22 protein-coding genes and 1 tRNA gene are annotated in these 23,996 nt (G+C 40.1%); 7 read left to right on the top strand and 16 right to left on the bottom strand.

The genetic code is table 11. From position 1 onward, the window contains the following. The first annotated feature begins 181 nt into the window (after positions 1-181). Positions 182-790: a DsbA family protein gene (locus FTU06_RS04535; protein ID WP_180035993.1), complete on the top strand. Its 609-nt coding sequence runs from the start codon at positions 182-184 to the stop codon at positions 788-790. An 85-nt stretch (positions 791-875) separates the two neighbouring features. On the opposite strand, the gene FTU06_RS04530 is transcribed toward FTU06_RS04535, so the two are convergent. From FTU06_RS04530 to FTU06_RS04520, 3 genes are read right to left on the bottom strand one after another with little or no spacing between them, the layout of a single operon-like run. Then, entirely contained in the window at positions 876-1,796 is a 921-nt protein-coding gene (locus FTU06_RS04530) for a hypothetical protein (RefSeq protein WP_180145214.1), read from the bottom strand. Positions 1,797-1,837: 41 nt separating this feature from the next. Continuing rightward, positions 1,838-2,968, bottom strand: a complete 1,131-nt coding sequence (locus tag FTU06_RS04525; RefSeq protein WP_180145182.1) for a toxic anion resistance protein — start codon at positions 2,966-2,968, stop codon at positions 1,838-1,840. 16 nt (positions 2,969-2,984) lie between these two features. Continuing rightward, a complete protein-coding gene (locus FTU06_RS04520) occupies positions 2,985-3,776 on the bottom strand; it encodes a tellurium resistance protein (protein ID WP_180041543.1) in 792 nt (263 codons plus the stop codon). A gap of 327 nt (positions 3,777-4,103) precedes the next feature. On the opposite strand from FTU06_RS04520, the gene FTU06_RS04515 reads away from it, so the two are divergent. Then, positions 4,104-4,592: a TIGR00645 family protein gene (locus FTU06_RS04515; RefSeq protein WP_078189122.1), complete on the top strand. Its 489-nt coding sequence runs from the start codon at positions 4,104-4,106 to the stop codon at positions 4,590-4,592. Between the two features lie 60 nt (positions 4,593-4,652). Here the strand turns inward: FTU06_RS04515 and FTU06_RS04510 are convergent, their stop codons facing one another. The 6 genes from FTU06_RS04510 to FTU06_RS16975 all read right to left on the bottom strand — a co-directional run bounded on the left by FTU06_RS04510 (position 4,653) and on the right by FTU06_RS16975 (position 9,883). Next, complete coding sequence (locus FTU06_RS04510) at positions 4,653-5,357, bottom strand: Crp/Fnr family transcriptional regulator (protein ID WP_180145179.1); 705 nt, start codon at positions 5,355-5,357, stop codon at positions 4,653-4,655. Between the two features lie 117 nt (positions 5,358-5,474). Beyond that, the gene (locus FTU06_RS04505; protein WP_180145176.1) at positions 5,475-6,437 is read right to left on the bottom strand and encodes a TauD/TfdA family dioxygenase; all 963 of its coding nucleotides are present in this window, start codon (positions 6,435-6,437) and stop codon (positions 5,475-5,477) included. A gap of 247 nt (positions 6,438-6,684) precedes the next feature. Then, complete coding sequence (gene rnk / locus FTU06_RS04500; protein ID WP_180074340.1) at positions 6,685-7,089, bottom strand: nucleoside diphosphate kinase regulator; 405 nt, start codon at positions 7,087-7,089, stop codon at positions 6,685-6,687. 161 nt (positions 7,090-7,250) lie between these two features. Beyond that, positions 7,251-8,504 carry a serine hydroxymethyltransferase gene (glyA, locus tag FTU06_RS04495; RefSeq protein WP_180035998.1) on the bottom strand — a complete coding sequence of 418 codons (1,254 nt, stop codon included), beginning with the start codon at positions 8,502-8,504 and terminating at the stop codon, positions 7,251-7,253. A gap of 156 nt (positions 8,505-8,660) precedes the next feature. Further along, complete coding sequence (locus tag FTU06_RS04490; RefSeq protein WP_373684688.1) at positions 8,661-9,755, bottom strand: alpha/beta fold hydrolase; 1,095 nt, start codon at positions 9,753-9,755, stop codon at positions 8,661-8,663. Continuing rightward, entirely contained in the window at positions 9,749-9,883 is a 135-nt protein-coding gene (locus tag FTU06_RS16975) for a hypothetical protein (RefSeq protein WP_306670133.1), read from the bottom strand. Before FTU06_RS16975 ends, FTU06_RS04490 begins: the two co-directional genes overlap by 7 nt. A 611-nt stretch (positions 9,884-10,494) precedes the next feature. Here FTU06_RS16975 and FTU06_RS04485 point away from each other — a divergent pair. The 4 genes from FTU06_RS04485 to FTU06_RS04470 all read left to right on the top strand — a co-directional run bounded on the left by FTU06_RS04485 (position 10,495) and on the right by FTU06_RS04470 (position 13,035). Continuing rightward, positions 10,495-11,193, top strand: a complete 699-nt coding sequence (locus FTU06_RS04485) for a 3'-5' exonuclease (protein WP_168379387.1) — start codon at positions 10,495-10,497, stop codon at positions 11,191-11,193. Between the two features lie 88 nt (positions 11,194-11,281). Continuing rightward, positions 11,282-12,001 (top strand): hypothetical protein, encoded by a 720-nt coding sequence (locus FTU06_RS04480; RefSeq protein ID WP_180145173.1) that lies wholly within the window; start codon positions 11,282-11,284, stop codon positions 11,999-12,001. A gap of 217 nt (positions 12,002-12,218) precedes the next feature. Then, complete coding sequence (locus FTU06_RS04475; protein WP_180004202.1) at positions 12,219-12,575, top strand: hypothetical protein; 357 nt, start codon at positions 12,219-12,221, stop codon at positions 12,573-12,575. 166 nt (positions 12,576-12,741) lie between these two features. Beyond that, positions 12,742-13,035, top strand: coding sequence for a hypothetical protein (locus FTU06_RS04470; RefSeq protein ID WP_180004201.1), 294 nt, complete (start codon positions 12,742-12,744; stop codon positions 13,033-13,035). 55 nt (positions 13,036-13,090) lie between these two features. Here FTU06_RS04470 and FTU06_RS04465 read toward each other — a convergent pair whose 3' ends face one another. The 7 genes from FTU06_RS04465 to lldP all read right to left on the bottom strand — a co-directional run bounded on the left by FTU06_RS04465 (position 13,091) and on the right by lldP (position 22,012). Continuing rightward, positions 13,091-13,303: a hypothetical protein gene (locus FTU06_RS04465; RefSeq protein WP_078189132.1), complete on the bottom strand. Its 213-nt coding sequence runs from the start codon at positions 13,301-13,303 to the stop codon at positions 13,091-13,093. A gap of 702 nt (positions 13,304-14,005) precedes the next feature. Further along, positions 14,006-14,095: transfer RNA gene (locus FTU06_RS04460), tRNA-Ser, on the bottom strand. An 87-nt stretch (positions 14,096-14,182) separates the two neighbouring features. After that, complete coding sequence (locus FTU06_RS04455) at positions 14,183-16,219, bottom strand: NADPH-dependent 2,4-dienoyl-CoA reductase (RefSeq protein ID WP_180145171.1); 2,037 nt, start codon at positions 16,217-16,219, stop codon at positions 14,183-14,185. Between the two features lie 182 nt (positions 16,220-16,401). Continuing rightward, positions 16,402-18,093, bottom strand: a complete 1,692-nt coding sequence (gene dld / locus FTU06_RS04450; RefSeq protein WP_180145211.1) for a D-lactate dehydrogenase — start codon at positions 18,091-18,093, stop codon at positions 16,402-16,404. Positions 18,094-18,411: 318 nt separating this feature from the next. Then, the gene (gene lldD / locus FTU06_RS04445) at positions 18,412-19,566 is read right to left on the bottom strand and encodes an FMN-dependent L-lactate dehydrogenase LldD (RefSeq protein ID WP_180145169.1); all 1,155 of its coding nucleotides are present in this window, start codon (positions 19,564-19,566) and stop codon (positions 18,412-18,414) included. Between the two features lie 2 nt (positions 19,567-19,568). Further along, on the bottom strand, positions 19,569-20,312 hold the full coding sequence (gene lldR / locus FTU06_RS04440) for a transcriptional regulator LldR (protein WP_180145167.1): 744 nt from the start codon (positions 20,310-20,312) through the stop codon (positions 19,569-19,571). A 32-nt stretch (positions 20,313-20,344) separates the two neighbouring features. Then, the gene (gene lldP, locus FTU06_RS04435; protein WP_180145163.1) at positions 20,345-22,012 is read right to left on the bottom strand and encodes an L-lactate permease; all 1,668 of its coding nucleotides are present in this window, start codon (positions 22,010-22,012) and stop codon (positions 20,345-20,347) included. A 618-nt stretch (positions 22,013-22,630) separates the two neighbouring features. Between lldP and argG the strand changes: the two genes are divergently transcribed. Then, complete coding sequence (gene argG, locus FTU06_RS04430; RefSeq protein ID WP_180145160.1) at positions 22,631-23,980, top strand: argininosuccinate synthase; 1,350 nt, start codon at positions 22,631-22,633, stop codon at positions 23,978-23,980. Positions 23,981-23,996: the final 16 nt, after the last annotated feature.

Genomic DNA, 23,996 nt, shown 5'->3' with positions numbered 1-23,996 from the left:
CAACCTGATCAATTACAAAACCTTTATAAAGCTTTAAGTTTCATTTCAGTAAGTCTGCTTTAAATCAAATGAAATATCAGATGATTTGACTGCTTTTGAGTTCCATCAATAAAGCCGCAATCAATCCCTTGCATCAATCAGCCATCGATCTACAAGTATAAAATCAACAGTGAGCAGAATAATGAAAATTGAATTTGTCTTTGATATTGTTTATCCCATGAGTTATGTCGCATTTCAAAAGTTAAAACAAAACTGGAATGAACATACAGCAACCCGTGTAGAGCTATTGCCGATTCAACGCGTTCCTGAAATTCCTGAACAAGGCTTAGATGTGCTGCAGTATTTAACCAATAAGTATGGCGCAAGTGCAGCAAATCGAAAACTCGAAATGACGAAGTTCGCCGCTTATAGCGAAGATGTGATTGTCAATATTGAGCACATGAAACGTATGCCAAACAGTCAACTAGCTCATCAAGCTATTTTGGCCTTGGACAATATTTTGGATCAATATGCCCTGACTCAAGCCTTATTCCATGCATTATTTGCACACGGTCAAAATATTGCTGATATTCACGTTTTAAAAAGCATTATTGAAGGCATTGGTTTAGATGGCTCAAAAGTACTGCGCTCAATTCAACATAAAGATATTGCAGACCGTCAGCATGAAATTACACAGTATGTAAAATCAAAGGGACAACACCCCATTCCTTTTTACCTTGTGGATGGCGAAGTAAATGATCAGACTTTTTCTACACAGGAACTTCGACAACTTTTTCATCGCGCAAGTTAATCTACCCAATATCAAAAATCCCCATACTATGTGATGGGGATTTTTATTCTGAGCAATGCCATGATCTAAAAAGTGAATAGGCCTGTTAATGAAGTCCCTGCTCAATTCGAATAATCCGTGATTTGAACTGCTGAGAAAGCAGATACAAAATTAAGCTCAAAATCAGCGTGAGTACTATCACGACGATCAACACCCAACGTACAATAACTTCTACTACATTGGCTTGCTGAACTTGTTTTTCCACGCTTTGCGCCATCGGTGTCATGGTTTTATCAAATAGCTGATTTTGCATTGCCCAGAGCTGTTCAGGCTGAAAACCGTATTCACGGAATTTTGCTGGATTTTGTTGCTCGGCATTGATTAAGGATTGCACCAAAGGAATTGCTGTCGCACGATCTACAGGCTTATGCATCAAAGCAGCTTGTGCAAGTAAATAGGCTTGCACGGGTTTTGCCAATTGTGCATCTTCCATCTCGAAAGCCAGCTGGCTTTCTTGAATATTTTTTTCATAATGTACCAATTTTTGATCTGCTGCACGGTCATCATGATTAAGGTCATATTGCACATAAGTTAAGCCTGACCAAAGCACGATAAACGATAAAATCCAGCCGACAAATTTCAATACAAATGATTGGAAGCGAATTCTAAAAAATTGAAATTTCCTTAGAAATCCAACCAAGAAAAATGCGCCAATAAATGAAACGATGAGTTTGAGAAATAACCAACCAATAAAGGATAAAAAGTTTAAAAAATAGTCGGAGGACTCACCAAGTTGATATGTCAAATCACCTGCACTGACGGGAATATGCAGTTGCTGTACGCTAGAACTTAGGCCAAAAAAGCTATAAACCATATCATGCTGAATAAACAACATCACAGCTGAAACGATCAGCACAGAAACACTGGTTAAGGTCAATAACGTCAAATTGCGTTGACGCTTCTTAATGGTTTGAAGCCCTGTTTCCAGTTGCTGCGGATTTAGCGCATATTCATCAATGGGAGGCAAAGACATACTCCTTCAGATTATATTTTCACCTCCCTCACCGTTTATGAAGAAGGGTTTGAACCACTCGATTCAATTACTAAATGATTCAAATTGTTTTGTAAGGCACGAATACGTGTCGTCGCTTCTTCACGCTTTTGTACACCTTCTTTCTGAATTTGAATCACATCATTAACGGTTTTAATGAGGGTATTTTGCACATGTTCAAGTGTGTCAATATCAATCACTGAACGCTGATTGGCTTTTGCTGTATCGACAGAGTTTTGATGCAACAAATCGGCATTGCGTTTTAACAGGTCATTGGTCGCATCATCAATGCTATTTGCCAATTGCACGCTGTTCTTTTGTTCTTGCAATGAAATCGCCAAACTAATTTGGTTTTTCCACGCAGGTAATGTGATGTTTTTAATTGCATAAAACTTATCGACCAACATCAAATTGTTGGATTGAATTATGCGAATCATCGGCAAGGTCTGCATAGCAGATTGTTGCAAGATCTGTAGATCACTCACACGTTTTTCAAGATTATTGGCCAAATGGTTGAGGTCATAGACTTTTTGCGTAGTTGTTTGATCTTGAACTTGTGTGGTTAATCTTGCAATTTCCTGTTGGATTTCCTGCTCTTTCAACTTACCTGCGGCGATATACACCCCTAATTGTTTATATTCGTCTTGTACGCCTTCAAACATTTTATCTAAGGTATTTACACGCGCTTTTAAGCCATTTTGCGAAGTTTCAATTTCTTTAACCAAAGCATCAATTTGCTCTTTGGTGGTATTAAAGTGCTGATCAAAACTTTGCTTGGCACCTTTAAATTTACTCAGTAAACCACCAAAAAATCCTGAGCTTTTAGATTTATTTAAAATGCTCGTGGTGTTTAGTTGCTGTGCGACTTGTACCACCTGATTGAGCTTTTGACCTGTCGCATCTAGATCTTTATTTTGCACCAAATTTAATAATTCATCGGTATAGGTCGACGTCTTGGTGGCAATGTTTTTACCATATTCAGCAACACTATTATGACTTAAATCTGCCAATTCCTTACGTGCAGCTTCGACTTCGTGAAAATCGGAAGTTTGTAAGCCAATTTCCTGCAAATTGAGTTGCTGAAATTTTTCTTCAGTCAATTCTTTGCTTACTTCAACGGGTAATTTTTTGGCATCTAAATCGGTCATAACTCACCTTATATTTCTAAGACTTAGAGGAATTCTCTAATGATTTTTTTAAAGTTTTAATCAAATTTTCACGGCTATTATCAAGCTTTTCCAATGAACTTGTCGAGTTACTTTGACGACTTTGTTTCACATGATATTGCCATGCTGGAATCAACACCTGCTGAGCTTCCTTATATCGATCTAATAATTCAAAAGAAAGCTGCTGAGAAAGCTGCATTTGCGTAATCGCAATATCATTACTGGCTTGTAAGGTTTGCAACGTATTCACCTTTTTCGATAAACGTTCTGCAAAGTTGTCAAGCGGATGCTGATTTTTCACAAACTGTGGGTATTCCAACAAAAACTCTTCAGCCGCGACGATATATCGCGCCATTTGCTCACGTAAGCCTTGTAGTTGATTAAAACGTGCTTGGGACTTTTGAATTTCTAACTGTAGTTTTTGGCTCAGATGATTTGCCCGATCAAGTAATTGATCTAGATTTTTGTAATATTCAACTTGTCCTGAACCATATTCCAAATCGATGCCTAACCATTTTTGCAGGGCATTAAATTTGCGTGTTTTTAAATATTTTTTTGAATTGGCTAGAGCTTGAATCAACTGCTCAATGGTTTGACTAAGTTGTTTCGTCAACTGAGGGTCAACACCATCTAGCAGCACCGACTGTGCTTGAATTAATTGATCTGCATAATGATTTAGACGATATTGATCGGTCAGTAATGGCACAAGGTCATTCCGCTTAATCGAAAGCACTTCCGCCCGATCTACCGTAATATCCTTTAACGGCACCAATACATCAATTTGTGACATAGCCAATTAAACTCAATAAAATCATTTTTATACTACAAGTTTTGCCATAAAAGTCTTGTAGTATTTTGCAAAAAATACATCTATTTCATCAGTCAAATTTCGCCATCAAATTCAACCGTTGCCTATAGATCCGCCAAAGCAGCCATACAGCATCATTTGAATGGATATGATGACCTACACAGATGAATTCAAGCTTAAGATACCCAAAGATTCAATCTAGATTTAAATTAAACAACTGACTCTACATGAATTATTATCAAAATTATCGTAAAATTTAATCCATATACTTTAGAACCAAATATTAGATCAATAAATTTAGAGGCTTAAATGGAACGTTTTTTCCATAACACAATGTATGCAGCACGTTGGATTCTGGCTCCCGTGTACTTTGGTTTATCCTTTGCACTGCTACTGCTCGCGATTAAATTTTTCCAAGAAGTCATTCATGTCCTTCCGCATATTTTAGAATATTCAGAAGCTGACCTGATTTTAGTCATTCTCTCTTTGGTCGATATGACTATGGTGGGCGGACTGATTGTAATGGTGATGTTTTCAGGCTATGAAAACTTTGTTTCGCAATTAAAAATTAATGAATCGACCAATCGCTTGAACTGGCTCGGCACCATGGATGCCAATTCATTAAAACTCAAAGTTGCAGCATCAATCGTGGCAATTTCTTCGATTCATTTATTGCGTATTTTTATGGATGCGAAAAACATCCCCAATGACAAAATCATGTGGTACATCATCATGCATTTAACCTTTGTTTTTTCTGCTTTTATGATGGGTTATTTGGATAAAATCAGTAAGCACTAATCTAGATAAGGTTAATGAAGCCATTTGCGATTATGGCTTCTCGTCAAATTTTAAATCTAGTTATTCATCAAGTTCACTCATTCGCCTTAAACGCCCAAGATCCAAGATCACGATTTGTCCATAATTCCACGCGATCACCTGTGTTTGAACAAATTGCTGTAGATGTTTATTCAAGGTTTGGCGTGAAATATTAAAAGACTCTGCAAATTCCTGCTGACTGAGTCTCAAAGGAATTTCCTGCCGACAGCCATATTGTTCATAGAGTCGAATCAAATGTCTTGCGATACGCTGCTCTAGCGTTGCTGTTCGCAAATAACGATTATGCTCAAACATCAAATACATGCGTCGACTGAGAGATTGCACGACATTCCAAAGCGCCTTCGGATCACGCTGTAAAACTGCTAAAAACGTTGTTCCAGAAATGATCGCAACCTCGACGTGTGTCGCAGCAAAATAATCATAGTTCAAAGGCTTTTGTTGTAAGAGTGCGACAAAATTAAATACCGACTGGCGACGGATATAGTCATTTACAATCAATTCACCATTATTTTGCAACCAACCAATTTGTAGCGTACCTGAAAGCAAAATATAAATATCTTGCACGATTTGTTGTTGTTTTAAGATGTGCTGCTGCGAATGAAACCGTGAATATTTCACCTGTTGCACAAGCTGTTCTAAAGTCTGATCGCTAAAGCCCTGAAAGATGTCTTCATTACGCAAAATTTGCAACAAATGCTGTTGGGTGGTGTTCTTTTGATCGCTCACGTCTATAAAAAAATGCCTAAGATCTTATTGATCTTAGGCAAGTGCTGAAAAATGTAAAACCATTGTTTTTCGCATTATTTATCTGTTTTTATGCTGTTTTAAATGACGCTCTAATACTTAAGATGCTTTCTCATAAATACGGCCTGCTTCAGAACGCAAGTTTGAAATGTCGGTGTTTTGAATATTTTTCAGCACGGTACTCGGCTGACCATTTACATCGACAGGTACATCACCCTCAATGGTGACACGTGAGGCGATACGTAACTCATCACCATAGTCATTGATGGCACGATGCTGCGTTGCACGATTGTCCCAAATGGCAACATCACCAACCGCCCAGTGCCAACGCACAATATTTTCCCATTGCACGATTTGCTCTTGAAACAGTTTAAATAAACGACGTGACTGTGCCGGACTATATCCACTGAAGCGTTTAAAGAAGTGACCTAAAACCAAACTTTTTTCACCTGTTTCAGGATGTACACGCACCAATGGATGCTCGGTTTCCACTTCTACCGCGGTACGGAATAAATGGCGACCTTCTTCATTGTACTGACCTTTGGGAGTCGCATAGTCATAACTGTTGCTATGCACCGCGCGTAATTGTTCCGCCAACTTTTGCAGCTCAGGACTTAAATCTTCATAAGCGGTCACGGTATTGGCCCAAACCGTATCGCCACCATGTTCAGGTGCAACTACATTTCTTAAAATTGTGGCTTTAGGATAATTGGGCAAAAACGTAATATCGGTATGCCACGAATCTGCGCGCCCACCACGTGAGTCAATTGACAACGTATGTGCTGTACCATCTTTGAGTGGCACACTTGGGTGATTCAACGGATTACCTAAAAGTCGTGCAAAGGCCTCTTGTTCTAGATCTGTGAGATCTTGCTGTCCACGCACAAATACAACTTTATATTTTAATAGTGCATGATTAAATTCATCGACCACGCTTTTGTCTAAATTTCCAGACAACTGAATGCCAGAAATTTCGGCACCAATACGACCGGTTACAGGTTTTACTTCAATATGCTGATATTGATAGTCTGGATTGTAATGATTCGATTCTAATTGTGTCATAGGGCTCTACCTTATTCTTCAAATTATTAAGCAACGATGGTGTTGTTGAAATACAGTGTGCCGACTTCGTGCCCATGACTCTGTCAATTCTTTGACAGTTTTCCCAAGTTAAACTGCTATGGTTGTGATGAAATCTGCTTAACAACTTTTGCCCATTTCATATCTAAAAATGCAATAAAGAAAAAATAAAAAAGCCATCGGTATCGATGGCTTTGTGTACGGATTATATCTGTTTATCACAGCGGAATTATAGATAATTCCCTTCACGCTCAGGTTGATAGAGCACTTTAATGATTTTGACTTTCATGGTGTGACCATCAGGCTGCGGCCATTCTATTTCCTGCCCTTCAGCCAAACCTAAAATGGCAGCGCCCACTGGAGCCAAAACATTGACTTGACCTTTATCGCCACGAAAATCATGTGGATAGACCAGTGTAATTTCGGTTGCTTCTGTGGCAGGTGCAATATTAATGAGAACCTTGGCGTTCATACTCACCACATTGGCAGGGACATCTTGTGGAGCAACCACTTCAGCGCGCGCCATCTCATCTTCCAAATGCTCCATCGTCGGTGTCAGCTTTGACTGATGCTCCAACATGGTTTCTAAGCGATGTAAATCTTGTTCTGAAAGAATAATATTGGGTTTATTCATATAAAGTTCCTTTGCGACCTTGCCAACAGATCTATAGCGATGGGCAAATTTTTTGTTATCTCTTATTCCGTTATATCAGAAATATAAATGTTTAGATAACTTTTGAATTTTTCTGATGACATAAAAAAAAGCCCCCTTGAGGGGGCTTTCTCAAGTCAGACTTATTTTGCGTAAACTGGGAATTTAGCGCAAACAGCAGCAACTTTTTCTTTCACTGTAGCAATCACAGCTTCGTCACCTTTGCTGTCTAGAACGTCAGCGATCCAGCCTGCAAGGTCACGTACTTCAGCTTCGCCAAAACCACGTGTTGTTACAGCAGGAGTACCGATACGGATACCCGAAGTCACGAATGGAGAACGTGGGTCGTTTGGTACTGAGTTTTTGTTCACAGTAATGTGAGCAGCACCTAACCAAGCATCGGCATCTTTACCAGTAATGTCTTGTTTAATTAAAGATAATAAGAACAAATGGTTCTTAGTACCGCCAGAAACAACATCATAACCACGTTCGATTAAAACTTCAGCCATTGCTTGCGCATTCTTAACAACTTGTTGTTGGTAAGCTTTATATTCAGGCGCCATTGCTTCTTTGAAGCAGATCGCTTTAGCCGCTACAGCGTGAACTAAAGGACCACCTTGGTTACCTGGGAATACAGCTGATTGTAATTTTTTCTCGATTTCTTCGTTTGCTTTCGCAAGGATCAAACCAGAACGTGGACCACGAAGTGTTTTATGTGTAGTCGTTGTAGTTACGTCAGCAATTTGTACTGGGCTTGGGTAAACACCAGCAGCAACAAGACCAGCTACGTGAGCCATATCTACGAATAAGTAAGCGCCAACTTTGTCCGCGATATCACGGAAACGCTGCCAATCAACAACTTGGCTATACGCAGAGAAACCAGCCACGATCATTTTTGGCTTGTGTTCTTCAGCTAAACGTTCAACTTCTTCATAGTCGATTTCGCCAGTTTCTGGGTTCAAACCGTATTGAATTGCGTTGTAAGTTTTACCAGAGAAACTAACTTTAGCACCGTGAGTCAAGTGACCACCGTGAGCCAGGCTCATACCTAAAACTGTATCGCCTGGGTTAAGTAGCGCAAGGTAAACTGCAGAGTTTGCTTGTGAACCAGCGTGTGGTTGAACGTTTGCATAATCAGCACCAAACAATTCTTTAGCACGGTCAATGGCCAATTGTTCGATCACGTCTACATACTCGCAACCGCCGTAGTAGCGTTTACCAGGGTAGCCTTCTGCATATTTGTTAGTAAGTTTTGAACCTTGAGCTTCCATTACTGCAGGTGAACAGTAGTTTTCTGAAGCGATTAACTCAATGTGCGCTTCTTGGCGAGCATCTTCATTCGAGATCGCTTGAGCTAATTCAGGGTCAAATTGAGCAATAGAGGTGTTGGCAAACATTAGCGAGGTCCTATTAAATTAGGGCTTTTAAGCCGTGCTAAGATTGGCGCGTATTGTAGCATGAAGTTTTAGAAATGAGAGAGGGAAGTTTGTGCTGTTTTTAAATAAATAATGCCCGTGTTGAATCTGCACGAGCACTATTTAAGTCAAATCAACTTATTGATTTGGCATGAGAGTCTCTACATCTTGCACAAAATTTGCCAGATTATCGGTATAAATACTAATATGATCTGCTGTCGCTTGCTCACGATAGTCAATCGATGTTCCCGGCTTAGCAAGGCTAATCATAAATTTAGTCGCATCTGCTGGAATGGTTTGATCGGCTTTACCTTGATAAATGATGATCGGCGTTTTCACCGCTGTCGTTAAAGGCTGTGAACCTTCACTCATAAAGTTTTGGATTGGCTTTAAAGTTAAGAAATCAGACTGCGTGCGGCCATAGTTATCCAAAGTCGTGTTCTGACTCGCATAACTGAGCATGTCATCTTGAATTAACTTGGTTAACTCGCCTGAACACACTGTTTCAGCCTGAGGTGCAATCGCAGCCAGATGTCCACTAAATACTTTTGAATAATCCACACTGTTTTTATGCCCTTGCATACCCGCAATGATCTGCGCAGTAAAACTGTCTAATGGTGCATAAATCATACTTTGCACTGTTGCAGGTTTACCTACAGCTAACTTCTCACCTGCGTCAAGAATGAGCGCAAGATTATTTGCAGGTGCTATGGCAATCGTTCCCTTATAGTTTAAGTCAGCACGCGATGCGAATTCAGCTGCGCCTAACACGGCTTGACCACCTTGAGAATGTCCGATCGAAAGCCAATCCTTCGACACCGTTTTACCTTGACTGGTTAAGTAACTTCGAGCAGCGACAACGGCATCGGTAATCGAAAAGGCTTCACTTTTTAAATTCAGATAAGGATGGTTTTCACGTCCACTAGGTTCACCTAATCCTTCATAATCGGGTGCCACAACGACATAACCCTTTGCCAATAACATTTGCAATAAATATTCAGTGCCTTGCAAACCTTGTCGGCTAGGAGCGCATTTATCAGCCACACCAGTCGTTCCATGCGCCCAAGCCACAATTTTCCAACCACCTGCGGGAGCAACTGTTTTTGGGGTAAAGACTAAGGCTGTGGCTTGAACAACTTTGCCATCCACACCCAGCATCTTATAGGTCATCAACCGGCTGTCTGCACTCACAGCAGGCATATTGTCTTGACTATAGGCAGTTGTAGTTACCACTGGATTTTTGATCTGATTGAGATCAGCGTTTTTTCAGGATTACTAAATTGTTGGTCATTACTATCATTACCGCAGGCTGCTAAAAATAGCGCACTGCTGACTAAAACTATTAAACGCAGCATTTTCATTCCATGATCCTTTTGTTTGTTGTTTTAAAGTCAATTTTTCATTGAATATGAATCATTAAATACATGGAACAAACTTTTGTTTAAGCCTAATTTTTAAGCAATTACTCTTATTTTAATTTATTGAAATAATCTTGAATTAACACTTTGTTTTAACTTGATATTAATCAACATCATCCAAATTCATCAGCCACCCCGATCTCAAAAAATGGCTGAACTTATATTTCTGATTATTGGAAACAGATTGGGCTATTTTTTTCGGAGGTTAAAGCAAAATGCACAACCAACAATTCTGCTGTATCAGCCCTTGCCTACTACACAAACATATACACAGAACTCAAACCGAAAAGCCGCCATGCTAGAGGTCGTGATCATGTGCCTTGTACTATTTTTGAATATCGTGATAGACAAAAGCCTTTAAAATGAGTCGATTTAGAAGATAATTAGCTTTACCGCTATAAAGGTTTTATTTCTGCAGATGCGATAAAAGCAGATTATTTAAACACTGCGCAGCCATCTTCATAATATTCCTACAAATAATCACAGCATGGGTTTGTCAGTGTGGATGTGATCATGTACATTCATAAACATTATTCAACATGCTGGAACTGGACATGCAAGCCATCATTCTCGACACAGAAACCCATACACTAAATGGACAACCCATCGAGATTGCCTATGCTCCAATTCAGGTGGCAGATGCCAAAATCACCTTAGATAAATCTAAAATTTTTGATCAACTATATCGTTGTGATGAAGCTATTTCTTTTGCAGCAATGGCTGTACATCATATTTTAGAATCAGATCTTGAAGGTCAGCCCCACTACAGCAGTTTTGAACTCCCATCAGAGACGACATATATCATTGGGCATAATATCGACTACGATATTCGAGCGCTCGAAAAATGCGGTGTAGATGGTTCAAAAATTAAAGCCATTTGTACCCTTGCGCTAGCTCGTCGAGTATGGCCTGATGCAGAAGCGCATAATATTTCTGCCTTGATATATATGATCACCAAAGGCAGTGAAAAAGCCCGTGAAATGATCCGTAAAGCTCACCGCGCAGATATGGATATTATTTTAACTGCCAATATTTTGATGCATATTGTGCATCACTTAAAAATCAACAGCATCGAAGAATTATACGAAGCTTCGGAAGATGCTCGCATTCCACGCAGTATTAATTTTGGTAAACACCGTGGTACCGCAATTGCAGAATTACCTGCGGACTATGTGCAATGGCTATTACGTCAAGATGACTTAGACCCTTATTTGCGTAAAGCTTTAGAAAACTCTGCTGTCATTACTCTATAAATCATTGATTGTTTAATATTTTCTTAATATTACTGTCATTATCACTGCATAGGATTGCCTTAATTCTTTTGAGCTATGGAATTAAGGCATGTTCAACTATCAAAAAACTGAGCTGGGTTTTCAAACTTTAAAAGACCGACAGCTCGCATTAAATGCAAGACAACGTCGTCTGCTACTCTTAATTGGTAGTGATGACTTTAACCAAATGCCAGTGCATTATCAGCAGCGGATTGCTGAAGTGTCCTTGCTCGAGCAACTGATGGAACTTGGGCTGATTCAGCCAATTACAGCACATGATCATCAACGCCTTCAAAAATCCGATTTTTCTGCTTTTAATACACCTAAAATAGCGTCAACAAAGACATCCGATCGCATAGCGCAAGAAAATGTCACACTTGATAAAATTTCAATGCCAACGATGGAAGTTCCTCAGATTCATTCACAGTACGCACTGACGACCTCCCTACCAATGGATGCGATGGGCTCTACACCCCATCAATTCCCACAATCCACACCTGAAACTACGACAACAAACAATCCTGTATTACCAGAAAAAACCGTTGATTTCATCGAGCATGATTTTGATGAGTTGCAGAGTTTTATGTGCAGTTACTTACAGCGTTATTGTGGGCTGATGGCAAAAAAATTAATGCTTAATATTCAACAGGCCACGGACATTGCAGACTTAAAAGCCTGTCAGATGCAATGGATCACCTGTCTAAATGAATCCAATATTCAACCTAAACTCTTACAACATGCATTACAGCAAATTAATTACAGTATAAAAAATCTGCAACAACTGGTTTGACTTAGAGACTTTTCCTCACTTCTCATTCAAAAAACAACTTAATGAGGTGAGTTATTTTTCAAACATATCAATATAAGAAATTGAATTATATTAACTTTATTGATTTACTTATTTCTTTTATGGTTTTAACTGCTGTTTTATACGACCTTCCCCTAATGTCAATCAACAGTAAAAAATCGCAAGAATAAAACCGACCTCCTAGCGTTTGAGCATGTCAATGTCACAACAGTTTTGTTTAGAATTTGATTCTTTCGATAATCCTATGCAACTCAGCAAAATTGGCAATTGGGTATTTACCTTCTTAACCTCACAAGACGAATTGCCTAATGTTCAATTGGCCATTACCTATGTCATGCCACGAAAAATTAGTGATGAATTACAGCCTAGACGTGTGGTCATTCAAAATACAGCCATTGAAACAATTTGGCGTATAGAACAAGTTGAATGCTTCAACAGCCAAACGAACCAAGAACTCACCTTTACAGCAGCGGAACCTCAAGCTCAAATGGTTTTAAACACTATCATTGAAGAATTTGCTCGCTATGATGTCCCGCTTGTATTCAAGCCTCTTTAATTTAAAGCGACTTTCAACTTATTTTGCATAAAGACTCAAGCTGTCTCAATGATTTAACCAAAGTTACCTAGACAGACATTAAATGAAAAATAATCCATACAGATTAATATTGCTCAATTCGTATACACTATTCCTGCTCAATAATTTTTGACCACGGATAATAAAAATGAACTTAGCCAATTATTCTAATGATCAGGCACTCATCCTTTTCAACCTATATAGCAGCCTAGAACAATGTCTAGATGCGATTGGACATTTGCACCTTGGACCAAAACTGGTGCTGACCGACCATGATGTATCAAAAGATCATATGATCGTACAACGTTTTCAAGCTGGTGTTTTAACTCAAGAAATCCAAGTGCGTAAACAAGACGTTGAACTGTCTTCTAGCAACCCGATGACACGCTATCAGTTACTGTCTTATATTTTGAATCAATTTAAAGCAGATCAAATAGCTTAAAGTTCTATCTCTAAAAAAAAACTCACCATTAAGGTGAGTTTTTTATTCATTCAATTTAAGCTTCTAAAAGCTTGTAAATACTGTCCGATTTTTGACTTTCAAAAAGTAATTCGATACTGGGTAGGATGATTTCACCTGCAATAATGATATGTTCAATGCGATGAAACAGCGCTCTTGAATCTTCTTCTGAAGGATTACGCACCAAAGCTTGTGCTTCATAAACCTGACTAAATTGGTCCTTCACTTTAATATCGATCATCTGTGTCATAGTGACGTCTCTACTTGTTTTAATAATTGAATTGTTTATATCACACCTTTACGCAACAACCTGCTTTGTAAATGTTAGATTTCATGGCAATGTAAACTTATTTTACTTTAGTAAATATATATCAATAACATAGATTGACTATTTAATTATTGTTTGACAAAAACACTATATTTTCACATTTTGAAAGACATTAAAAAGCCCGCATTGCTGCGGGCTCTATGTTGGAAGGCTAGTGCTGATTTCTTGTCTGTAATATTCAAAAACATCTTAAATATTACTAAACTCAACGAGCTGTCATTGATCCGTCCAACCTATTAGTAGCGTCTTGCTTATGACCTACTGTGATTTAAATATAGCACTTTTTTATCCCTTGCCAAGGGGTCGTGACACTTCTAAACATTTGATCAAATAAAATACAATTGATATTTTTTCAAAATAAGCGATCATAGCTCTGCCCACTGATTGGGAGTGTTGTGAATAACTCAGCCATTAAATAAAATTCAATAATATCAATAAACCATTATTCTTTTTTCTTACTTTCAATTCAGCCTGTAAATACGCTGACATCAATACTTGACTTAATGCTATGCCTGAAATTCATTTCTGACATTATTAAAAACACTGGTATGTAATGACTACCATCTCCAATTTAAATCTAAGATAAAAAAAGCCCCTGTATCACTACAGGGGCTTTTTTGAATTTGGCGGAAGCGGTGAGATTCGAACTCACGGAGGACTCGCGCCCTCGTCGGTTTTCAAGACCGGTGCATTAAACCGCTCTGCCACGCTTCCATGTGCGCCATAATACGGAGGTTTTATTCATCTGACAAGTAAAAATTACAACTAAACCTTTCAAATGAATATTGTTTCGCCAAATCCTTAAAGTTTAGCCGCGAGCTCCGCACCTTCACGTATTGCGCGTTTCGCATCTAACTCTGCTGCTAGTTTTGCACCACCAATAATATGGTAATTGGCAAGGGTTTTCTCACCCTGTTCTGGCATCAAATGCTTTACCGATTCCTGACCTGCACAAACGACAATCGTATCTACACGTAATAATTGATCATGCCCTTCATATTCAACCCAAAGACCTTCATCAGTAATGGCTTTGTATTGAACACCACGCAGCATACGAACCGCATTTTTCTTTAATTGTGCACGATGTACCCAGCCTGATGTTTTACCTAACCCAGCACCAATTGCAGTTGTTTTACGTTGTAATAAGTAGATTTCACGAACAGGAGGTTCGAGCTCAGCAGCCTGCATACCACCTTCTGTTATGTAGTTTGGATTTGGATCAACACCCCACTCCCGCTGCCAATCCGCTAAAGGCATTGGTTGTGGCTGATGTGGTGGTTTGAGTAAAAATTCAGATACATCAAAGCCAATGCCGCCTGCACCAATCACAGCAACTTTATTGCCCACAGCTGCGCCTTTCAGCACTTCTGCATAAGACAAGACATTCGGTGCATCACTACCTTCAATTTTTAAGCTGCGAGGAACCACACCTGTTGCAATAACAACTTCCTCAAACCCTTCACGTTCAAGCTGTTCACGGTTTACACGCGTATTTAAACGCAGATCGACACCCGTTTTTTCGATTTGAACTTTAAAGTAGCGAATCGTTTCGTGAAATTCTTCTTTGCCGGGAACGACTTTCGCCAAATTAAATTGACCACCTACCTCTGCACCAGCTTCAAACAAAGTCACCTCATGGCCTCGATTTGCTGCAACCGTTGCAGCAGACATCCCTGCCACGCCACCACCGACGACTGCAATGCGCTTCGGTTTTTTGGTCTTTAAATAAACCAATTCAGTTTCATATGCCGCTCGTGGGTTGACCAAACACGTCGCACGCTGATTTTTAAAAGTATGATCTAAACAGGCTTGGTTACAGGCAATACAGGTATTAATTTCATCGACACGATTGGTCGCCGTTTTATTTACCCAAAATGGATCTGCCAAGAATGGACGCGCCATTTGCACCATATCTGCCTTGCCTGAAGCTAAAATTTCTTCAGCTGTATCTGGCATATTGATACGGTTGGACGCAATGACAGGGATCGCAACATGTTTTTTGACTTCAGCGGTATAGTCCACAAACGCTGCGCGAGGCACTGAGGTCACAATTGTCGGAATACGTGCTTCATGCCAACCAATCCCCGTGTTCAATAACGTCACACCTGCTGCTTCCAATGCTTTAGCAACAGTAATGACTTCTGCCATGGTGTTCCCATCATGAACCAAATCAAGCAATGACAAACGGAAGCAGATAATAAATTTCTCACCCACTTCAGCACGTATTGATTTCACAATATCAACCGCAAGGCGCATACGATTTTCAATTTCACCGCCCCAACGGTCTGTCCGTTGGTTGACATGACGGCTTAAAAACTGATTCAGCAAGTAGCCTTCTGAACCCATGATTTCAACACCATCATAGCCGGCCTTATGTGCAAGGCTTGCCGTTTTGACATAATCATCAATGGTTGAAAGAATTTGTTTGTCCGTTAATTGACGTGGTTTAAAAGGTGAAATCGGAGATTTAATCGGACTTGCTGACACTGCAAAAGGCTGATAGCCATAACGCCCAGCATGCAAGATTTGCATTAAAATTTTGGCACCATGTTTATGTACTGCATGGGTCACCAAGCGATGTGGAGCAATATCACCTAACGTATTCATGGTACCGCCAGCAGGTAACAGCCAACCTTGACGGTTTGGCGAAATACCGCCTGTAATAATCAGGCCGACACCACCTTTCGCACGCTCACCAAAATAAGCCGCAAGCTTAGGATAATTATAAAAACGATCTTCCAGCCCACTATGCATGGACCCCATCACGACACGGTTTTTAATCGTGGTAAAACCCAAATGTAAAGGCTTTAAAATATTTGCATAGCTAGTCGTTGTCATGCTGAATCCTTATTTTGGCTTTGCAACTTGTTGCATAACACTTTAGCGGTTTTTTTATATTTTGGGATGACAATTTAGAAAATATTCTTCGTATTTATAGTCAATACCTCCTAATATATAAATCCTCGAACCATAAAAAAAAGCCGTGAAGTTTCACATCACGGCATGTTGTTTTTAAAGCATTATTTCCAATGTTTCAGCTTGCTGGTTTGTCCAATCCCCACATTAAAGCTATTAGTCGGATCCAGCTTTTGATAATGATTTTTTAATGCAGGCTTCGCGACATATAAATGTCCAACATTGTGTTCTGCAGGATATTCAGCGCCACGATCATCGAGTAAATGCCACATTGCATGTTCCATTGCCAAAGGGTCTACACCTTTTTTCACAATATAATCTTGATGAAAAACATGACAAAGAAAATGTCCATAATAGAGTTTATGGATAATTTGCTCATCCATGGCTTTCGGTAAAGTTTCCACCCATTCTCGATCATTGCGACGTAATGCAATATCCAGTGCAACAATGTCTTCCACTTCTGAACGATGCGTATCACGATATCGAATGGCAGCACCTGCCACAGCAAAACGATGTAAAAATGCCTTGCGACCTTCTTCATCCGTACATTTAAAATAATTGCCTGACGTTTTATCTAAAAAATACGTTTTCAAATACGCATCAACTTGATCAACATCCTGATTTTCAATACGAATCATCAAATGATGCTCATATAAATCACGAAATTCATTCATACGTTTTGGCAGATGATTCGGCAAAAATTTAGTCACCAGCTGCAAGACTTTATCCGTCAAACCTCGCAAGCCCAGTTTTTCTAAATAGCCATCGACTTTATCTTTCATGGCAAAAGCAGCAGGAACTTTTGCAGTGCCAAATTTTTCAATAAATACAAAAGAATCTTTGCCATATTCAGCCCCAATATCGTATGCCTTGCGATGAATGTACTCACCTGCAATCGGGAGGCGTGCAAGATCTTTTAATAGAAAACGACGAATTTCTGTTAAATCATCTTGCGAATTGGTTCCCACATAAAACACCTGACTAGGAATTTTTTCAAAGGTATCTAAACGTACTGCAAAGACACAAACTTTACCCGCTGAACCTGATGCTTCAAATAGTCGACTCGGATCTGCATTAAAACGTGCAGGTGTATTTTCATCGACTTGCTTTACGTCATGTGAATAGCGTTGATCTGATGCACAGCAACTTGAATTATTCACAATGTCATTGATTTGATAATTTTTATTTTCCAGCGCTGTGAGGATTTCTTCAGGCGTATTGCCAAGATTGACACCTAGATGATTGACCAACTCTAACTCACCTGACTCATTCACTTGTGCATACAGTGCAAGCTCTGTATAGGCAGGACCGCGGCGTACCAAAGCACCCCCTGAGTTATTGCATACGCCGCCCAAAACCGATGCCCCAATACACGAAGAACCAATCACCGAATGAGGTTCACGATTAAATGGCAGCAAATCTTTTTCAAGTTTGTCTAATGTCGCACCCGGTAGACAAATCACTTGCTTGCCTTCATTAATCACTTGGATGCCAACCAAACGACGTGTACTTATCAGCACCACAGGACGGTCATAGTCATCACCAAACGGCGTTGAACCACCTGTCAGACCTGTATTGGCGGCTTGCATAATCACAATACAATTTGCATCCACAGCCGCTTGCAGCACTTGCCATTGCTCAAGCAAAGAGCCCGGTGTAACCACAGCCAATACTTTTCCTGCACCGTAACGGCGACCTTGGCGGTATAAACGTGTGTCTTTATCTTCAGTTAAAACGTGTTGCTTACCGACGATGTTGATGAGGTTTTGAATGGTTTGTAATGATTGAGTTTGCATGCTCGTAGAATTTTCCATTTTCATTATTTTCTCTCCTCGCTAAAGAGGAATTGCATTGTTATGCAATGAAAAAATATTGATTTAAATAATTTAAACAACGTAGGTTTATTTGCACATATCAAAAGTTTTTAGTCATTGTTATTAAAATCTATAATGAATATCCCTTCTCCCTTTGGGATGAGTAGCAATGCTACACAAGAGGGTTAGGAGAATTAATCAATAAATACCTCTCCCTAACCCTCTCCTACAAGGAGAGGGAACTTTCATTGTTAATTTTTTTGATGACGAATAACTTTCCCAAGAGATCTATTCAAAAAATCACCCAGCCAACTCTTTCTCTAACTTCACCAAACAATCAGATGTAATATCCGCAATGGTTTTTGCACCTGTTAAGGTCATCGCAACACGCATTTCTTTATCAATCAATTCTAGAAGATTGGAAACACCCTCACCACCTGCTGCACCGAGTGCATAAACAAATGCGCGACCGAGCATACAGGTATCTGCACCCAAAGCCAGCATACGCACCACATCTAAACCATTTCGAATACCTGAGTCAGCAAGAATTTTAATATCGCCTTTTACTGCATCTGCAATTGGCGGTAATGCACGCGCTGATGATAAAACCCCATCGAGCTGACGGCCACCATGGTTTGACACCACAATGCCATCTGCACCAAAACGCACTGCATCTTTGGCATCTTCAGGGTCAAGTATGCCTTTAATGACCATCGGGCCATCCCAAAATTCACGAATCCACTCAAGGTCTTTCCATGAAATTGATGGGTCAAAGTTATTGCCCAACCAGCCGATATAATCTTCCAAACCTGTTGGTTTGCCCAAGTATTTAGAAATATTCCCTAAGTCATGCGGACGACCTAATAAACCCACATTCCACGCCCAGTGTGGGTGGAAACACGACTGCATATAACGGCGCATGGCAGCATTTGGGCCGCTCATCCCCGAGTGTGCATCACGGTAACGTGCGCCCGGAACAGGCATATCCACGGTAAACACCAGAGTTGAACAGCCTGCTGCTTTGGCACGTTCTAAGGCATTTTTCATAAAGCCACGGTCACGTAGCACATACAACTGAAACCACATGGGACGCTGAATCGCTGGCGCCACCTCTTCAATAGGACATACTGAAACGGTAGACAGCGTAAATGGAATGCCCTTTTTATCTGCAGCAACGGCTGCTTGAACTTCGCCGCGGCGTGCATACATCCCTGTTAAACCCACAGGTGATAAAGCCACAGGCATCGATAAAGTTTCATTAAACAGTTGGGTTTCTAGACTCAGCTGTGACATGTCATTTAGCACACGTTGACGCAACGCTATTGTTGATAAATCTTCTACATTACGCTTTAAGGTATATTCGGCATACGCCCCGCCATCGATATAATGAAATAAAAATGGCGGTAAACGACGACGTGCCGCTTCACGATAGTCATTGGCAGAAGAAATAATCATGCTTATATCCTGTTTAATCGACTGGCACGCTGACGACGAGCTTCTTCTTCATCAATCATGCGCACCTGTTGTACTACAAACTCAATGTGTCCACAGACTGCTTTACGTGCAGCTTCTGGATCACGACGTTCAATTGCATTCATGACTTGAAAGTGCTGATCATGCAATTGATCAAAACGGTGTGCTTCGCTATAGACTTTTCGGCGTCCCAAAGCGACGTTAAACTGCAACAAATCAAATAGACCACGCATCATCTGAATCAACACTAAATTGTGTGAAGCTTCAGCAATCGCCAAATGAAATTTGGCATCTGCACGCGCTGCTTCATCGTCATTGCCTAAAGCCTGAAAATGATTGATCTGATCATAATAATGTCGGATATGTACCAAGTCCTCTGCTGTAGCACGTTGTGCCGCATACCATGCAGTACCACCTTCCAAAATAATGCGCGCCTCTTGCACATCAAAACGGTAGGCAGGGTCTTCACTAATCAAACTGCTGATGGGCTGCACAATTTGATAACTCGACCAAGTCGCTGGTAATTGCTTTAAAAAAGTCCCCGCACCGACTTTACTGACCAACACGCCCATGCTGGTCAATTGAGAAATCGCTTCGCGTAAAGAAGTGCGTGAGACGCCAAGTTGTTCACACAATTTCCGTTCAGCAGGCAGGCGATCTCCAACTTGCATATTGCTTTCTTCAATCAATACACGAAGACTTTGAACAGTTTTATCAGAGACTTTCATCTGCTTTCCTTAACGTTGTTACACAATTCGTGTTATGGAATCATCCAAGGGAACACATAAGCTTGTAGGGTGATTAAAATCCCCATCATGATTGTGAACGTTATACTGTGTTTTACGGTAAAACGGAATAAATCCGACTCTTTACCTACCAAGCCAACTGCTGCACATGCAATTGCAATTGACTGTGGTGAAATCATTTTCCCTGTCACACCGCCACTGGTATTAGCAGCAACGAGTAATACTTCTGGCACACCGATTTGTTGTGCAGTAGTCGCCTGCAATGCTGCAAATAGCGCATTGGCTGACGTATCTGAACCCGTGAGGAATACACCAAGCCATCCTAAAAATGGCGAGAAGAAGGTAAAGGCTTGACCTGTATGTGCAAGGGCCAAAGCCAAGGTCGAAGACATACCTGAATAGTTGGCGATAAAAGCAAAAGACAACACCATCCCAATCGAATAAATTGGAATTTTTAATTCATTAATGGTTTCACCAAAGGTCACAATCGCGTCTTTCGGCTTCATTTTTAAGAAAATAATGGTAATGATCGCAGCAATGACAATTGCCGTACCTGTTGCCGAAAACCAATCAAATTTATAGATGGCATCGTAGTCCTTCATTTCAGGTACGACTGGCGGCATCTTTTGAACCAATTGGTGTAAGAATGGCACTTTGATCGAAATAACCAAATCATGTAAAGCACCGTCTTTGGTAAATAAATCCTTAAACGGTTTAATACTCCAGATCGTGACCATCACCGTTAAGATCGCAAATGGCGACCACGCTTTTGCAATTTGACCCAAGCTATATTTTTGCTGTTTTTGTGCAGCCACATCTTCACTCATCGTCGCATCTTGATCTGCAAAGCGGAAAATATGTTTAGGCTGCCAATATTTAAATAAAATCGTTAATGACACTAAAGAGGCAATCGCCGCAGTAATATCGGGTAATTCAGGACCGACAAAGTTCGAGGTTAGGTACTGTGCAATCGCAAAGCTACTCGCCCCAACCACAACCGCAGGCCAAGTTTCCTTCACACCGCGCCAGCCATCCATAATCGCCATAATCCAAAACAGTACAATCGGCACCATAAATGGCAACTGTCGACCAACCATCTGACTGATTTCCATCGTATCTACACTAGACACTTGTCCAGCAACGATAATTGGAATACCCATCGCACCAAAAGCCACTGGCGCAGTATTGACGATCAGACAAAGACCTGCCGCATATAAGGGTTTAAAGCCTAAACCTACCAATAGTGCTGCAGTAATCGCCACAGGAGCACCAAAGCCCGCCGCACCTTCGAGGAAAGTACCGAAAGCAAAGCCGACTAACAGCATCTGTAAACGTTGATCTTCAGTAATGGAAAGAATCGAAGAACGGATGATGTCAAACTGCCCTGTTTTGACAGAAATTTTATACAGGAACACCGCACCAATAATGATCCATGCTATCGGCCATAAACCGTAGAAGAAACCGTAGACCATCGAAGCCAATGCCATAAGCGCAGGCATGTCATAGGCAAATAAAGACACCAAAAGTGCCAGTACAACGGTGATCGTACCTGCCACACTGCCTTTTAAACGAAATACAGCAAGCGCCAAGAAAAAAAAGATAATCGGAATGAGCGCAATTAAACTTGATATCCATATATTCCCCATTGGGTCATATATTTGCTGCCATTGAAGCATTGTCATCTCCTTGAAATGCTTACTAAGATTTAATTATTGAGCAATATCAGCATGTGGTCTTTTCTCATTGGTACGACCAATATAGAAATTAAAGACATAAAAACTCATACTATTGCTGAAATACTCCGCAATTTTTAAATATTTCAACTCAATCATTCAAGCTTTTCTTGTTTTTGGTATGACCAATACTCAATGCGAAAACGTTATTTTCCAGTTTGAATTTTTAACAAAAATTTTTTAAATATCTGTTTTATAATTATTATTTATGAATAAATTCTATAAAATATACTTTAGTCTAATAACCAAGCTTTGTTTGACTTCAGTCTCATTTCAGCGAAAAGGATAAAAACCAAATTAACCCAATAATGGTATGACCATTAATTTAAATCAAATAGATTTCTTTATATTTGCAACCTATTTCTTTCAGAAAACGCATTTTCCGCCCGCAAAAACTGGATGAAGTATTCACCAATAGATTTCAACGATCATTTTTTTCCACCTCATCGCTTGTATCTCATGATTTTTTAGAAAAACCCCGCAGAAAAGTGCTACAATCATGCACATATATGTATTCTTTCAGGCCACCCATTCTCGGTGCCTATATTTATATCGTTAGGATTAACAATGACTGATAATGCAACTATCTTGCAGAATGTCCCAGTTGGCAAAAAAGTTGGTATTGCCTTCTCTGGTGGTCTAGATACTTCAGCTGCGCTTTTGTGGATGAAACAAAAAGGTGCAGAACCTTATGCTTACACAGCAAACTTAGGTCAACCTGATGAAGACGACTACGATGCGATTCCAAAAAAAGCGGAAGCGTATGGCGCAGTTAAAGCTCGCTTAGTTGATTGTCGTTTACAACTTGCATTAGAAGGTATTGCGGCTATTCAATGTGGTGCTTTCCACATTTCAACTGGTGGTATGCCTTACTTCAACACGACTCCTCTTGGTCGTGCAGTTACAGGTACGATGCTTGTAACCGCAATGAAAGAAGATGATGTAAACATCTGGGGTGACGGTTCGACTTATAAAGGTAACGACATTGAACGTTTCTACCGCTATGGTCTATTGACTAACCCATCGCTAAAAATTTACAAACCTTGGTTAGACCAAACTTTCATTGACGAGCTAGGCGGCCGTGCAGAAATGTCACAGTTCCTGATCGACAATGGTTTTGACTACAAAATGTCAAAAGAGAAAGCGTACTCAACTGACTCAAACATGTTAGGTGCGACTCACGAAGCAAAAGATCTTGAATACCTTAATGCGGGTATCAAAATCGTAGACCCAATCATGGGCGTTGCTTTCTGGAAAGATGACGTAGAAGTTAAAGCTGAAGAAGTTTCTGTAACTTTCGAAGAAGGCTTCCCTGTAGCATTAAACGGCAAACGCATCGAAAACCCTGTTGAATTCATTCTTGAAGCCAACCGTATCGGTGGTCGTCATGGTCTAGGTATGTCAGACCAAATCGAAAACCGTATTATCGAAGCAAAATCTCGTGGTATTTACGAAGCTCCGGGTATGGCGCTTCTTCACATCGCTTATGAGCGTCTTGTGACTGGTATTCATAACGAAGACACCATCGAACAATACCGTATTAACGGTCTGCGTTTAGGTCGTCTTCTTTACCAAGGTCGTTGGTTCGATTCTCAATCATTAATGCTTCGTGAAACTGCGCAGCGTTGGGTTGCTAAAGCAATCACAGGTACTGTGACTTTAGAACTTCGTCGTGGTAATGACTACACTATTCTAAACACTGAATCTCCTAACCTCACTTATGAAGCTGAGCGTTTAACTATGGAGAAAGGTGACTCTATGTTTAGTCCTGCTGACCGTATCGGTCAATTGACTATGCGTAATCTGGATATCACAGATACTCGCGCTAAATTAGGTATCTACACAAACTCTGGCTTACTTGCAGTAGGTACAGGTTCTGCAGTGCCTCAATTAAAAGACAAAGACAAAAACAAATAAAATTTGTTGAGTCATA

The sequence above is a fragment of the Acinetobacter sp. YH12052 genome (genome assembly GCF_013419835.1).
GTDB classification, from domain to species: Bacteria; Pseudomonadota; Gammaproteobacteria; order Pseudomonadales; family Moraxellaceae; genus Acinetobacter; species Acinetobacter amyesii.
Note: the sequence above shows the minus strand (reverse complement) of the source record. Positions and strands in the feature narration are given on the sequence as shown.